We start from the raw sequence: 15,285 nt of genomic DNA, 5'->3' as shown, positions 1-15,285 counted from the left end.
ATCAGTGATTTAATCCTCTAAACGTACACTTTCGTTCCGTTGGACCTCAAACCCCGATAACTAATATTGAATAAATTTTAAAATTATACTTACAAAATAAAATTCACTTTTATAACAACTGGTCTTACCAAAAATGGAAAATAATGTGATAAGTTATCTATTAAAATTAGATAGTCTATTGTCTCTTTTATGGTGTCTAAAAACTTTCAAAATATAAGATGAAAACTATGCTGGAGCTTGAAAGCAATCATTAGCGTGAAAAACCATTCCATCTGGGCTAACAAACAACTCCCCTTTAGCGGCACATTGATTGTCTGAGATAAGTTTACTTTGCACTTCACAAACTAACTCTGCTTCAAATGTATTTCCGTTTTCAAGGTTTAATAAATCCTGCAAGCTGATGTCAAGACTTGCAATCTTAACGTAGCTAGCCTTATCCGATAGAGTATAGGGAGGATACACGTTATTAACTAACCAAGTTTTTTCTTCATGAAACTGGATGCTTGCTACGGGCTTGCCCCACCATAAAATGGCACTACCTGTATCTGGGTTATGTCCATCTTTGAGCCATACACCTTGCCCATTAAATAAGGGTTTTGTGTTGTTAAGGTAACCGGCTACCAGAGGTACACTAACGGTTACTTGTGGTGCTAGATAGTTCTCCCAACCAATTGTGAGACGCTTTATCCAAGCTGCCGAAAACCCAACAAGAACAAACTGATATCCATTACATTGTACAACCGGATAAATATCACTCGGTAATTGACGATCCTCTCCTTGAGTATTGATATCTCTTACAAATGGAATACTCACGACAGAAAAGAGCGCTGCAACCATAGTTGGTAATAAATCATCAGGTATAGAACTTAATGATGAAGTCACCTCAATGCCTGATAACCATTCATGTTTACTACACCATATACCACTTGTATTATCTGCACGATACGACCAGAATGTCCCCTCTTCCTGGTTAACTCGCTGAAGTGAAAGATAACACTGCTGATTGCTTAAGCCAGTACCAATGACTTGTGCTAAATCTATCAAATTATTCATATTTCATTATCTCCAACTGAAACGGGATTTTTGATTGAGATAAATGTTCGCTAATCTTAGAAGCAACGCGATTGATTGCCTCATGTTGTTTTTGATCTCTTGGCTTTAGCTGTAGTGTCACTATCTGAGCCTGCCATGAAGCAACAATAGTTAACCCTGTCATGGGTCCATTTAATAAGCGAAATGTCAAACTACTTTCTTGCCTAACTATTTCTGCATTCTGCCATTTAGCGACATGATTTACCTCTGACAACTGGTGCACGATTGAAGAAACTCTCCCTGTCGAATGCATATTCTGATCAGTATTTTGTTGTAAATCATGTCGACTCGAAAATAGAGAAGAAAACCGCTGCCTTAACTCAGGATCTGTATCACGTCTCGATTTTACACCTTCAACCCGCCAATGATGCGAGGGAATCTGTTCAATTTTATTGCTCATCAAGGACCCCTTTTAATTTTTCTTGCCCCTTAACCAGTGATATTTTTTGACGAATTAATTCTGCTTTCTCACACTCGATCTGTTCTATACGCTTATCTAAATAATCAATAGATTCCGCTCTAGCCCGCTCTTGAGCATATTGACTACGTTTATCCGTCAATAACTGGTTAAGTTCACTACGCGTTAGTAGATTGCCATCTAACTTTGAATCCACTAGTATCTCTCTAGATTCAGACCACAGTTGATAAGCCAATTCACGTTCCGCTAAAACCTGACGTTGCTCATCGTCAAGCTTTCTCCACTGAGCTAACAATTTTTCTTCTTTGCGTTTACGAACAGCGATAAGCTGCCTGATAAAGATACTTTCTTCAGGGGTCAGTACCATTATTCTTTAACTCGCACACAAATAATTTAGATCATTTAACGTTTTACTAAACAGTGCCACTTCACTGGTGCCTTGACATAAAAACCTTTCTATTTCAGAAAACTTGTCGACGGCCTCATCAGTTAAAGGATCTTGCCCTCTTTGATATTCTCCAACTCGAATTAACAGTTGTACTTCTTGATATAAAGCAAGCAAGTTGCGTAAATGTTTGGCGTCACTTTTGTGTTGAGCCGTCACAATTTGGTCCATTACTCGGCTTACACTTGCATTAACGTCTATAGCAGGATAGTGTCCCGCTCCAGCTAACGTTCGTGATAACACTATATGGCCATCTAAAATTGAGCGAACTTCGTCAGCAACAGGCTCATTCATGTTGTCGCCCTCGACCAAGACCGTGTATATACCTGTGATACTGCCAAACGGAGCAGGCCCTGCACGCTCTAGTAGAGAAGCTAAATACACAAACACACTGGGAGGAAAGCCATTGGCTACAGGTGGCTCACCTGCCGCTAAGCCTATTTCCCTAGCAGCTCGTGCAAAACGAGTCACTGAGTCCACCATAAGTAGAACATTTTTATCTTGGTCTCTAAAAAACTCGGCAATAGTCGTCGCTGTTAATGCGGCTTTCATTCGCTCAAGTGGCGGTTTGTCAGAAGTAGCGACCACGAGCACGGTTTTTTTTCTTACCTCAGGGGGTAAACAGTATTCAATAAACTCGCGAACTTCTCTGCCACGTTCGCCGACTAATGCTAGAACGATAACCTCTGCATCACAGTTTCCAGCAAGCATTCCTAATAGGGTACTTTTACCACCACCAGCAGCTGCGAAAATTCCAACACGCTGTCCCACCCCCAACGTCAAGGTAGAATCTATAGCCCTGACCCCAGTTTGCATAACTTTAGTAATGAGCTTTCTCTTTAGTGGATCTGGCGCGCTACCCTGGTTGTTACGCCATTGTCCAAACCAATCACCTTGATCCATAGGACGGCCTAAACCATCAACAACCCGCCCCAATAGTTCTGGTCCGACTTTGACTCTATGCCCATGCCCCAATGGTTCCACATGCATTTCAATTCCGATGCCATTGGTACTTTTGAACGGAGAAAGCCACGCTTGCTCTCCTTTAATTGCAACAACTTCTGCCTGAAGACTATCCCCTATCAAACAGAGCTCTCCCAACTTTGCATCTGGCAGCGTTGAACGAATTAGTGTAGATGTTACTTCAAGAATTTTTCCAAATCTGCGAAAAGGCTTAATATCTGGTAGCTCTGGAAAAAGTTCTTTTTCCAGAGTCTCGGTCAATTGAATACTATCCGGCAATTGCATTAGGAGCCTCCGCAAACGTATCTACCCGAGCTATAACCTTGATACTTGCATCTTCCCCAATTTCTTGGAATGACAGTACAGGCGTCCTGGGCATTGTTGATTCAATAATTTTACGTAAATAGCGCCTTACATCTAACGATGTAGAGACCACGCATGGGATATGTTCAGGCACCTTCTCTTTGATCAGCGCAATAATGTTTTGTTCATCTTCAGGATCAAGTGCGCTATAAGCACCAACTGCAGACTGGCGTATCGACTCTCGGATCTGATTCTCTATTCCATCGCCAATTAAAACCATAGGGATCCAGCCTTCAGCCACTGTGAATTTGCGCCTTATATGTCTCCTTAAGGCAACTCGAACATATTCTGTGAGCATAATGGTGTCTTTTTCTTTCGAAGCCCACTCGACCAAAGTCTCAAATATTGTTCGCAGATCTCGAATAGAAATGTTTTCTTCCACAAGGCGCTGCAATATCTCAGTAATTTTACTGATAGGCAAAAGTCTCTGAAGTTCTTTAACTAGCTCTGCATAACGCATTTCCATTGAGTCCATTAGATAACGCGTTTCCTGTACCCCAAGAAATTCTTTGGCGAAATGTAATGCAGCAGTTTCAACAAGATAATTAATGATTTCGTTACCTTGATAATAGGTTGCACCAGTAATGTCTATCTCATCGACATATTCTGATGAATACCAGTAAAGCTTTTGCTGATTGAAAACCAGTTGACTTTGTTCGCCTTCTATTCCATCAATCTTTGCTAATACTAAAATCATCTGCTTAGGAACATGTAACTTTACAATTAGTTCTTGATAAAGGAAGAGTTCAAATTCTTCGCCTCTGTCATTTCTTAGCGTCTGGAGTTGAATTTCAGGTATTGGCAACCCAAGCTTTTCGAATAACTTCCACCGTAAGCTCTGTAATGACTTAGCGAGATTTTCTTGTGAAATTTCATTTCCCACTGCTAACATGAGCGGCACAGCGCCTGGCGTCATTTCTTGATCTCCGGATTCATCTTGTCCTGTTTGGGAAACGAAGCCTTGGTTTTGTTCTTTTACAGAGTTCTTTCTCGTAATCCAAAAAGACGCGCCCAAAACCGCAAGCCCTAGCGGTGCAAAGACAAACCATGGAAATCCAGGAATAATCGCAAATACAAACATCACTGCGGCAGCCATTTGCAGAGAAGATGGTTGACGTGAAACCTGTTCGACCAGCTCGTTAGCTAAGTTACTTTTAGTCTCCCCTGGGACACGTGTAACGATCAAACCTGCAGTAATAGATATAAGGAGCGAAGGGATCTGAGCAATCAAGCCATCACCAACAGATAATATTGCATAGGTATTAACTGCCTCTGATGCAGACATGTTATGTTGCAAAACACCGACCGCAATCCCACCAAAAATGTTAGTTAGAATCACAATGACACTTGCAATGGCATCGCCTTTAACGAATTTCATTGCGCCATCCATTGCACCATAAAGCTGACTCTCTTTCTGAACAATGGAACGTTGGCGTTTGGCTTCTTTTGCATCAATGATGCCCGCACGCATGTCACCATCAATACTCATTTGCTTGCCAGGCATACCATCAAGAGAAAATCTTGCGCTTACTTCAGCTACGCGTTCTGATCCTTTCGTGATGACGATAAACTGAACTATCGTGATAATGGCAAAGATAATAATACCGACAGCAAGATTACCTCCAACAACAAAATCGCCAAATGTATAGACTATCTCACCAGCATCATGCTGAAGTAAGATCAATCGACTGGTACTAATAGTTAACGCTAATCGGTATAGCGTTGTTATTAGTAACATCGATGGAAATGCCGAAAACTCGAGGGGGTCTCGAATATAAATTGCAATCATCAGCAAGATGATAGACATACCAAGATTCAGAGCGATCAATACATCGACTAATGTGGTTGGCAATGGCAAAATCATCATAAAGACGGCAATAACCAACATCGCACTTAAAATAATATCTTGTCTGCCAGCGACTTTAGCCAGCCAACGAGTTGCGATTGTCATAACTTATTCTCCCCTGCTAATTGCATGAGAAACTCACGTTGTTTTTTGCATACCTCAAACCATTGGCGTGCATCAAACTGATGTGGGCAGAATGTGCTTATATAAAGCTGACGTTTGATGGTGAATAGGCGTTGAGGTAGACCTTTAAAACGTTCAGGTTGGTTTCTCTTTAAGGCCTGTTCCAAATCAAGGCTATCGATATCAATTAACCATGAAGTTAACATTAAACGATCATCAATGACTTCCAGTCTAAGACCATAAGGGGGTTGATGTATCTCGAGGATGTCGGCTACCCCTGTTTGAGGAAGCCGAAGCAAAGAAACCAGCTGCTCTACGTTTCTTAACACTTGCAGGTCCATAATCACTCCTATCTAGTCTATACAGACATGATGGCGCGATTTGAGTACCAATAATATCAGGTCTACACCTGAAACTTCGTCCTGACGCTACTAGGGGTAGGCTTTTAACTTGCTGCGTACTTTACTATGAATTTTTGAACATCATCATAACATTCATACCATTGGCTCTTTTCGATGGTGTTACCTGTTAGACTTTGGGCTAATGCAATGTCTTCTTCTTGTATTTGCTTATACCATCTGTCTAACTTTTCAGACAAAATTCTAGCTGCACTAACAAGTTCTCCTTGCAATGCCTGCGATTGCTGGTCAATGGGCATATTGACCAAATTAAGAAGTTTTCCTTTGTCTTTTATAGAGTCTCCAAGCAATTGCGCTAACCGACTGTTATTTGTTTTCTCTCCCAAGCGATGGAGAAGGTTATCAATTCGCTTTTGGGTTAGTTTCGTTCTAGCCCTTGAATAGACATTATTCATACGCCAAAAGTTACGAGTTACAATAAAGTTCACTGTTGTTTTAGCGAGAAAACCGCCTATCGACATTGCACATAGCCCAGCAATAGCAAGGATTACACTAGTAATGCTTTCTGTACCAATTATGGTTGTAACCATAAAAGCAACAAAGGCAGAAGTAGTAATAGATAATGTTGGTACAATGGCAAGTATTAAGGCTCTTTGTTTGTTACTCATTTCAGACCAGGTATTTTTCAAATCCCTCCAAGATAGTCTTATCATACTGGCGTGGTTTGATGCGAAACAATCTGCTACGTGCACTTCTACATCTTGTAACGCTTTACGCTCATTGGCATACCTTGCCATGGTCTTAGCCCGCTCTTTAAAGGTGCCTTGGCTGCTAATTACTTTCAGCAAAGCATCAACCATCACTGACGTCATTCGATGCTGCATGCCCATATTTTCTCCTGTATCATCACACCATGTTTGTACTATCTCCTCGAGCAGACTTGCCATTGATTTATCAAAAGAAGCGTTTGGTATTAAGGCCGATACGAGTAATCCAGCACCATTTACCGTACGGCTACTACCACAAAGGTCTCTCATTGCGGCGGCCATAAAAGGTGCAGCATACGCAAGGTGCATTAGTGCTATCATCTCAGGTGATAAAGATTGGTGATCCGATTTAAGTATTTCCACCCGGCGATTTTGAACAATATCTTTAACCTGATTCTGAACCGTACCCGAACACCAGATAGTCGAAGCCAGTGATGTTATGTCTGATCCAAAGATGTCATTATTAGTACTTACAATCTCAAAAACATAGTTTAAATTACCAGCAAAAGCATGCGACTCGATTGGATGATAAAGCGCCCAATGATGCAAATTTATCAAGGCATTTTTTACAACTTCCTGACTGACCACAACTTCACCTGATGGTAATGGTACAAAAAGGGACTGGTATGAGACTGCATAACCTCTAATACCAGCATGAGCCATCTGGCGTTCGAGAAATAACATATTTATGTCTGGTCGATAATCACCTGATAATTCTCCAGCAACATTTTGTTTAACCCAAGTAGACCATGTTTCAAGGGCATCACCGTTATTACATGGATAGCCGTGGCCTTTCTTTGCTTGATAGTCAAATCGTTTCAACTCCAGAACTCGTTTCTCATATTCATCATCCAATTGCTGGATATCAGCGTTGAGTGATTCTGTTTTCCTCTTTAAACAAACAACTTCTTGTTTATCATGATTGCTATGCAACTCATTTTTTTCATTGACCAACTTCCTAACTTTTTCATTATTCGTTCTTAACTCAGGTAAGAACGCAAGAAAGCCATGCAAATTTAGTCGTTTCTTAACCGATACTATCGAGTTATCCAACATAGTATCGATACGAGTTAATTTATTTCTTAGTAGTACTTTGGTATCAAAAACTTTCTGTACTGAATGGCAATGCGCCTTGATCTCATTGAAATAATTTAGTTGTATCTTTGATTCATTAACTATCGATTGCACTTGATGCATGATATTCATACCGAATGATTTAGCATTCGGTAGAAACGCCTCCAAAGCTTCAACATAGTCGACCAGTGCAGATGATTTTTCTCCTATATAATCAGAATAACGAGGCAAGTTTTGGGTAAGATTATCGACTAGTCGGCCACTTTCAATATCGGAGTAAAGATCAACTCCACTATGATTATTGAGTTCTAAAGTAATAGGATTTCTGCGGTCCAACCAAGACACTCGCTGTTTAGATCGAATAACATCTTGTACTTGGCGACGAACCTCAGCATTCAAATGGTTATTGGAAGATTCTTTTTTCAACGAGAGCTTTAGATTAGGATCTTCATTGTCAGTAAGACCATGGAGTTGCAGATTTTCACGGCTTTCAGATAGCCCTTCATCCCTGCTGACGGCTGATAAAGCCGATACAAGTTGGTCTTCTTGATTAGGACCCGATACCATTGAGCGCTGAAAATAATTCTCAAAAACAGCTACGCTATGGTGGAGTCTACCCATTCTATTCGATAGATTAAGACGTTCATCAATACCATCCCTTTCTTCGCTTAACTGTTTTTGGCTTTTAAGCAGTGCTCTTGTTATGAGTTGAATCGCTCCAAGCAGCGATTTCTGATGCTCTTTTGGGAACGGAACAGTAACATCACCAGCCAGTGCAGGAATTTTCTCTGCAACAATTTCAGAAAGTATCCGCAAATTGACGGCAGACATATCTGAGGCATAACGAGCAAGTTTACTTGATAGGTATTCGACTAGCTCATTTTCTTCTAGAAAAGGCTGCATTTCAATTAGTTCAAAACACAACTGTTTTAGATCAGTTGTCATTTTTGACTGAGACACCGATGAGTATGATGAACAAGTAAAGTCCCCGTTCCAAAACAATTTGGATTGATTCGACCGTTCAAATTCACCTAACAGGATTGGTTGTTCAACCAGTGGATTTGATTCTAATTTATAATTCATATGCGTTTTCTCCCAACCTACTGATCATTCATTCCAGCGGTCTAGAAGTTCTAACATCGCTTCCTGAACATGCTCTTTTTGTTCCGGGTCGCGGTAACATGCTGGCGACATCACTGCCATCAGATCTTTCCATCGGCGCAAGAAAACAACTTTACGTTCATATGCTAGTCCCAGTCGTTCTATGATGAGCGATAACGCATCAGGATAAACCCACGACTGTTCGAGTAGTTCAATTGTGATGGACATAACAGATGAATGCTCTAACTCCATAGAGCGAGCCAAAACGCCGCAATGATCTTCAAAAGTCAAAAAAAACAGTAATCGTTTCAGATCCTTTATTGCTGCAGCGACCATCGTCATATCATCACGCTTTTGACCTTCATCAAGTGGTTCAGACATTGAACGAATAAGAATACGGATATATTGACGCCTATCTTTGTGTTGCTTTAGTAAGTCAAACCAATGGGCTAATCCTTGCTCCCCTCGTTTCGCGTTCTGATACAGCAGCCGAAGCGCCCTAAGGCCTTCTTTGTCAATATTCATACCTTCAGAAGCCGCAATAACTTCAAGCTCAATACCTTCTTCATCCAGTATTTCGCTCAAACGCTTTTTGAGTTCTTTTTTCATTGCAGAGGATAGACCTTTAAAGCTAAGTAAAGAGGTCAAAATCAATGCAATTTTTCCTCTATCCAAGCCCGACTGGTCCAATGCTGTAAGAATTTGGCTCGCTGTTTTAAGCTGAGACAATTGTTCAGTCATACGGTTTATTGATTCAAGTGCCATCTTGTCCATTTGCTGGAGAACCTGCTCCATACTATTCAGCTTCAGATCTTTGGACTTATCCTCCAAGCTGAGTTTTTTCATCACGCTGCTCAGGCCAAGGCTCAAGCCTTCCATTGTTTCTTCTAGGGCTTCTTGCCTTACTTCTGCAAGCGCAGCACTAGCAAGAGATGCTGTCGATTCAGTCGTAATTGCTGAGTTCGTTTGGGTCTGTGAAAAGGCATGAAGTTCCGCATGCATGTTTGCATCGACTCTCATTGTTAATCTCCACTGGCAATCTGTTTCAAAGCTCTATTTTCTGAAAAAGAATCAAGCAGAAGTTGTAATTGCAAATCTAAATCTAGCCGAATGACTAAAGACTCAGACGAAAGCTCAGCTTGAGCGTCATGCAGTTCAGACTTGACCTTAACCTGTAATCGTTCTCCAAATGCATCTTCCATTACTGGATAAAGCTCTTGTGGAACAAACAGTGTTAGGTCATGTTGGCTACTCTGTTGGGCAACCTGGTCGGTTAATCTTTTGATCATAAATTGACTAATATCTTGCGTACTCGACCATTTTTCGATTACCGTTCGCATTTGCTGGCGGATTCGTTCTTTAAGGCTGTCAATCAAATTCCGTTCGATATTTTCTTTGTCTAACAGCCAAGTGACAGCGTCACTAGCGGCCTGTTGTCGCGCTTCTTTTTTCCACTCTTCTTGTAACTGCTTAGCTTCGTTATGTGCATCCTGTATTATTTTTTCCGCTTGTTTATGCGCGTTGTCTCGCTTTATCCTCGCACGGCGTACAATTGCAGCGATTCGAGTACGAGCTTTAGACTCGCTATTCGAAGAACGCACAGCCGACTCAATCGCTTGTCTTGAGGCTGTGTCTCCCATTTTTTTAAGCTCACAACATGTAGCTGAAATAAAGAATGGACTCATAAGAATCTCTCCAGTCTGAACATCCAATTAATAACCTTCTCTACTTCAATCTGAGATACTTTATTAGGTGTTTCCATTACAGGTAGACTCAGTGACCAAATCTTCCCAAAAGGGTGTCCATTCCAATACTCAAACAAAGCACTAGCCGAATAATATTCTGCTTTAAATAGCATGGTATCTGGCAACCATTGCGGTGGCTGCGTTGCGTGTGGCCACAGTGCAATAAGCTGTTCAAGCTGAATCTGGCTAAACCTCTTCTGCATAACTTCTCTATATTGGCTATCCCATATATAATCTGGGCAGTTTTGAGTGATTAATCCGGTGGCTACCAATAAAACTGGAAGTTTATTTATCACTGATAGCCATTTTTGGATAATGTCTAGATCTTCTGTCAGCCAAAAATGTTCAAGCCCAAAGCGGCTTAGAATTGCGTTATCAATTCGTTGTTCAACTAAATCATTCGTTGTTGCTAGGTCTTTCCAATTCTCTAGATCTAACTTCTTCCACCACTCAGAATGAAGTCTGGGGCTTATATTACGTACAGTCTTGTTTAATTGAATAACATCTATTTCCATAGTTAATCTTCCCTTTTACGTCTTATGGCCAAGCATGCAACGCCAGCAATAAATACACTTCCCAAACCGACTGTAACGGGCGTTTTATTAGCAGCAATCCAATTTTGAATGTCTCCCCAACCAGAAGTAGAGCTGGGTTGTGCCACGGGTTGGTAACGAAAATCAGCAGGTTGCAGAAACAAACTGATGTTTTCATACTGGAGATCAGGAACTGCATTTTTAATCAAATTGCGAATTTGTGTTTCAGAGCTGCTTAAGTTTGCCTCAGGTGAATACTTTATATACACAGCAGCAGACTTATCTGTTGTGTTAGAACGGCTACTTGATGCACTTTTAACATTTTGAGCAATGGAAACACGTGCACTAATCACACCGTCCATATTTGATAATGTTCGTTCTAGCTGCTGCTCTTTTAGGTAGCTCATTTTCGCTTCTTCTTGAGCAGGAGAAGAGACCAGTTGGCCTGATGGAAAAAGTTGCTCAATATCAACGTAGTTTGCTTTGGGGTAGCCATTTTGTCTTAGTAGTTCTACTGCATTGATAAACTGATCTTTTTCTATCTTTAATGTTACTTTTCCGGTTTTAGTATCAATATCTGAGTTCACATCAATGTGATTGAGCATCAATAATGCTACCATTTGATTAGCTTCTGATTGAGGGAGGTTTTGGTAAAGTTCCACCTTACAGCCCGTCAATAAAAGCGCTAACATTAGAGTGAGCCATTTATATTTCTTCATTGCATTGTCACCAATTTGTTGATCGATTGAGAGAGACTGCCTGCTGTTTTAGCCGCTAGGTCGACTTCTACTAGCGATCGTGTAATTAATTTCTGGCTCTCAATAGCTTGTTCAGGTGAAATACCAACTGAGGAATCTGAGTTTGGTTGAACGTCAACGAGTTCGCTTACTTTTGACGTTTCATTGACTCCCTGTTTCATCAACTGACTGAATTTATCTACTAACATTTCATCCGGATTAACTGTTTCAGTCTTTTTTTCCACTGCTTCAACTGCTGTTTTCGCGATTGCACTAATCTCCATCATGACCTCCAGTAATCAGTGAACATATTGTTTTTGTATCGGCACTATCTGCAGATGACGCGTAAAGAAACCGTAGCCCTTCAACTCGAGGTGAACTCAATCCGTTAAGTGTTCGTATCGCTTTGGACCTTTTTTCTAATGCGAAGTAAATTAAACTGATACAAATACACCTGTCTTCGTCATCATCGATCAAATAGGAAAATGCGTCTGCAATGCAAAGTGCCTGTTTCTCAAGCCGATGATTAGCTGCTGCGAGCGCTGCCTCTACAAGAAGTTGTTTATCTGACTTTTTCATATCTTTGAAATAATCCCTTGCACCATATCTTTAACCGCTTTAATCAGAGCACTCTCATATCCCATAAAGTTTGAATATTGCTGCACCGCAAACTGAGCCTTTAACATTTCATCTGGGTTATTGGGGTCAGCCTGAGTCATTTTGGCCTTTATATCTTGCGCAGATTGGGCAGACTTAAGAGATAACTCATTGATAATTGAATTCAGATCCATAACAAACTCCTACCTTCTTCCTGCACGTAAATCTGAGGGACTGCAGTGATAGCGCTTTTTAAATGCTCCTATAAAATGAGAGTGGCTGCTAAAGCCTGCATCGAACGCTACATCCGCTATTTTTCGATCTGTTTCTAGGATCGTTTGCTTTGCGTAAGTTAAACGTTGTTCAGTGATCCATGCTTTTGTCGACTGGCCATAATACTTGTAAAACGCGGTATTTAATTTAGTCACGTCCATCTGTAGCAGTTCAGCATATCGTGTCACTGACCATTGCTCATAAAGGTGTTTATTTACAAATTCGAATATCTTGTCATTAGGGTCGGCATATTGATTTAGTAAGTTTGAAAAGTACGGCTTGTCCATTTCTAGACAATAGGTAAAAACGAAACGAAGCATGACCGTCTTACTTACTTTGTGCAGCTGCTTAATCACGTTCACAAGTTCGTCGAAAATAGGTACTGCTTTGACTGATTTATTCACGGTGTGATCATCGACATAATTCTGATTGATAAGATCTGTAAGCAAATGATAGATTTGGCATATCTCACCAGGATAAAAAAAGATGCTCATCCAATCACTGCGGCTTGCTGCGTGTATTTCAACTTCTTCTGTCACCATAACCAGTTGATTGGCGTCTATTCGCGTACGTTGACCTTGATAATCGATATGACCTTGTTTATTGAACAATACGACTTGTAGTGCTTTCATATCAACAACCTTTTATTTCTGAGCCTAGAGTTAGTTTGCCAAGGTCAAGCAATATCTGGTATCAGGTCTTCACCTGAGTTATGACTTATAAACAGAAGTAAGAGTGAGGATGACATTCGAATTTGCCAAATAACATTTTATCCTCACTGTATGAGGAATAGGTTCCAAATGAAAAAGCCCTCGTGGGATACGAGGGCATGCATATAATAGTTATATCGAAAGCGAATTCGTATTAACGATTTGTATCAGTCTTAAGGATCAAACCATACACTGCTTGTTTAGCGTTCTCAAAAACCTTACTCACATCCTGGCCAGCCTCAAGTTTTTCGATAATTCTATTACCAACTTCCTGTAGATCATCAGCAATACTTTTCGTTTCATTACCTTGCTTGATAAGCTTATGCAAAGGATAATGTTTTTCTCGTATTTCCTCATTTTTGGTGCTCAGAGTCGAAAATACGGGGGCAAATACATTTCTTCCCACGGTTTCCCCAATGTGTGCTCCTTCCTTGTTGAATAGGTATTTGATGTCATCGTATTTATGTGTACTAAAGTCTTGCTTCCCATAAACTGTACGACCAAAATCTATCAACTGTATGTAGACTTGAGAGTCAAGCTCTCGAACCAAAATATTTTCCATATGAAGATCACGATGAGACACATTGTTAGTAAACAATACTTTCAACATATCAATTAACTGATTTGCAAGCTGTTGTTTTTGTTGCGTACTCAAGTGGATATCTTGGGAACCGATGTACTTGACAAGTTCACTTGTCTTCACTTTTTCATCGTAAAGATCAAACTGAGCATACTCACCTTGGATATTTTCATCTAAACCTGCAACTGGCTTTTGTAATGAGACTATAGCCTCAAGATCTGTCTTCCCCGTACAGTATTTACTTAACCCAGCCTCTAACGCAAAATCTTTTTTTCCTGTATCAGTTATCGCATGTAGATAACCATGTTTTTTATTAACTTCCTTATTTTTTCCGCCAAAAGCATATTCCAGATCTTTGAGGCTATCTACTCTAGGATTTTCGATTTTGTGGTCTTGTAATAAGTCGCCGGAGATCTTGCTCTTCACACTAGGCTCTGTTGCTTGAAAAGCCTTCAAAGCCTCTATCTCGCTCTTAAGGCGTATATTTTCAGCCATTAGAGAATTAACTTTGTCACTAGCATTCTGTTTCTCGTTTTCTACGAATTTTAGGTTGCTACTAAGCTTTTCGACTTGTTCCGTCACCTTTTTAAAATTATTATCAAGGTGTCTTTGCACATCGCTTACTTTTTGTTCCCAATGCTTACGATCATCTTCACTAGCCTTTTGTAATTTAGCCAAATCACTTTCATGTGCCGCGTCTTTCATCGCCATGAGTGAACTATCAAGGTTAAAAGCCATATCTTTTTTATGAGCATCGAGTTCAGCTCTAGCTTTAGCATGCGCAATTTTGTTGCTTCCAAGGTTGAAGCCTAGGATTTCATTACCTGCTGCAGAAGCACCTATTTTTGCAAGCTTAGTAGTTGAGATTGCGCTAGTTGCTGCTCCTAATGCTGAAGGGACCGAAACAGTGCTTGCATAGAGCGTCCCTAGCGTTAAACCCAATCGCAAGGTCGCTGATGTTGCACGCGCCCAAAACTCAGCACGATCGTCTTGCACCCCCATTTTATTAAGAAGCGCATAAACCACATTCGACAGGGTATCAGTGCCCATCCTTAAACCTTGCTCTCCATGTGCCGCTTTGTACCAGTTTGCAGCAGCACATCCTGCATCAGAGACTGCAAGTGCAAACGCCACACCGGCTGCTGCGGTCAGGGGGATACCTAAACCACCACTAATAACAGTTGCAGCAATCGCTAGTCCAAGTCCTAGGCCAGCAATTGCAACATTAAACAGTTCTTTGAAAAACGTAGTCTTAGCTACATCAACTCCAGCATCCTTAGCCTGTTGATATAACTGACTCGATTTATCAATAAATAACTTAGAATCCGGTTGGTGAGAGTCTCGATGGGACAAGTACTTTTCTTGATTGGCGGAAATCGCGAGATCCAAGTTAGAAATTACATCACATGACCTTGGTAAAGGCACGTCGGAAATATTGAAATTTCTTGCCGATTGATTCGGCGACGACTTTGATACTTCAACATCAAGATAATTGCTAATGCCAGACAATCTGGGACTTGAGGCTTCTAGAGGCATAACCATTATTTTATTCCTATCAA

Annotated in this window: 16 protein-coding genes; all 16 read right to left on the bottom strand. The window is 40.7% G+C overall.

Annotated elements, in window-relative coordinates; genetic code table 11:
* Positions 1-225: 225 nt before the first annotated feature.
* Positions 226-1,053, bottom strand: a complete 828-nt coding sequence (locus AAFM34_RS05490) for a hypothetical protein (RefSeq protein ID WP_341660797.1) — start codon at positions 1,051-1,053, stop codon at positions 226-228.
* Positions 1,046-1,492, bottom strand: coding sequence for a hypothetical protein (locus AAFM34_RS05485; RefSeq protein WP_341660795.1), 447 nt, complete (start codon positions 1,490-1,492; stop codon positions 1,046-1,048). Before AAFM34_RS05485 ends, AAFM34_RS05490 begins: the two co-directional genes overlap by 8 nt.
* On the bottom strand, positions 1,482-1,877 hold the full coding sequence (locus AAFM34_RS05480; RefSeq protein WP_341660794.1) for a hypothetical protein: 396 nt from the start codon (positions 1,875-1,877) through the stop codon (positions 1,482-1,484). Before AAFM34_RS05480 ends, AAFM34_RS05485 begins: the two co-directional genes overlap by 11 nt.
* Before the next feature lie 6 nt (positions 1,878-1,883).
* Complete coding sequence (locus AAFM34_RS05475; RefSeq protein ID WP_341660793.1) at positions 1,884-3,203, bottom strand: FliI/YscN family ATPase; 1,320 nt, start codon at positions 3,201-3,203, stop codon at positions 1,884-1,886.
* Complete coding sequence (locus AAFM34_RS05470) at positions 3,187-5,232, bottom strand: EscV/YscV/HrcV family type III secretion system export apparatus protein (protein ID WP_341660791.1); 2,046 nt, start codon at positions 5,230-5,232, stop codon at positions 3,187-3,189. Before AAFM34_RS05470 ends, AAFM34_RS05475 begins: the two co-directional genes overlap by 17 nt.
* The gene (locus AAFM34_RS05465; protein WP_341660789.1) at positions 5,229-5,591 is read right to left on the bottom strand and encodes a hypothetical protein; all 363 of its coding nucleotides are present in this window, start codon (positions 5,589-5,591) and stop codon (positions 5,229-5,231) included. The genes AAFM34_RS05470 and AAFM34_RS05465 overlap by 4 nt, the downstream gene beginning before the upstream one ends.
* A 104-nt stretch (positions 5,592-5,695) precedes the next feature.
* Positions 5,696-8,533, bottom strand: a complete 2,838-nt coding sequence (locus AAFM34_RS05460; RefSeq protein ID WP_341660787.1) for a hypothetical protein — start codon at positions 8,531-8,533, stop codon at positions 5,696-5,698.
* Positions 8,534-8,557: 24 nt separating this feature from the next.
* The gene (locus AAFM34_RS05455) at positions 8,558-9,571 is read right to left on the bottom strand and encodes an HrpJ domain-containing protein (RefSeq protein WP_341660785.1); all 1,014 of its coding nucleotides are present in this window, start codon (positions 9,569-9,571) and stop codon (positions 8,558-8,560) included.
* Between the two features lie 2 nt (positions 9,572-9,573).
* Entirely contained in the window at positions 9,574-10,236 is a 663-nt protein-coding gene (locus AAFM34_RS05450) for a type III secretion protein (protein WP_341660783.1), read from the bottom strand.
* A complete protein-coding gene (locus tag AAFM34_RS05445) occupies positions 10,233-10,811 on the bottom strand; it encodes a type III secretion system domain-containing protein (protein WP_341660781.1) in 579 nt (192 codons plus the stop codon). Before AAFM34_RS05445 ends, AAFM34_RS05450 begins: the two co-directional genes overlap by 4 nt.
* A gap of 2 nt (positions 10,812-10,813) precedes the next feature.
* A complete protein-coding gene (gene sctJ, locus AAFM34_RS05440) occupies positions 10,814-11,548 on the bottom strand; it encodes a type III secretion system inner membrane ring lipoprotein SctJ (protein ID WP_341660778.1) in 735 nt (244 codons plus the stop codon).
* Entirely contained in the window at positions 11,545-11,853 is a 309-nt protein-coding gene (gene sctI, locus AAFM34_RS05435; RefSeq protein ID WP_341660776.1) for a type III secretion system inner rod subunit SctI, read from the bottom strand. Before sctI ends, sctJ begins: the two co-directional genes overlap by 4 nt.
* On the bottom strand, positions 11,840-12,145 hold the full coding sequence (locus AAFM34_RS05430; RefSeq protein WP_341660774.1) for a DUF1039 domain-containing protein: 306 nt from the start codon (positions 12,143-12,145) through the stop codon (positions 11,840-11,842). Before AAFM34_RS05430 ends, sctI begins: the two co-directional genes overlap by 14 nt.
* The gene (gene sctF / locus AAFM34_RS05425) at positions 12,142-12,357 is read right to left on the bottom strand and encodes a type III secretion system needle filament subunit SctF (protein ID WP_114785701.1); all 216 of its coding nucleotides are present in this window, start codon (positions 12,355-12,357) and stop codon (positions 12,142-12,144) included. Before sctF ends, AAFM34_RS05430 begins: the two co-directional genes overlap by 4 nt.
* A gap of 9 nt (positions 12,358-12,366) precedes the next feature.
* Complete coding sequence (locus AAFM34_RS05420; protein ID WP_341660772.1) at positions 12,367-13,068, bottom strand: AraC family transcriptional regulator; 702 nt, start codon at positions 13,066-13,068, stop codon at positions 12,367-12,369.
* 232 nt (positions 13,069-13,300) lie between these two features.
* The gene (locus AAFM34_RS05415; RefSeq protein WP_341660770.1) at positions 13,301-15,268 is read right to left on the bottom strand and encodes a lipopolysaccharide kinase InaA family protein; all 1,968 of its coding nucleotides are present in this window, start codon (positions 15,266-15,268) and stop codon (positions 13,301-13,303) included.
* Between the last annotated feature and the right edge of the window lie 17 nt (positions 15,269-15,285).

The sequence above is a fragment of the Vibrio sp. genome, from assembly GCF_038138445.1.
In the GTDB taxonomy this organism is placed as follows: domain Bacteria; phylum Pseudomonadota; class Gammaproteobacteria; order Enterobacterales; family Vibrionaceae; genus Vibrio.
The sequence above is the reverse complement of the archived record's forward strand: the minus strand, read 5'-3'. Positions and strand labels throughout refer to the sequence as shown.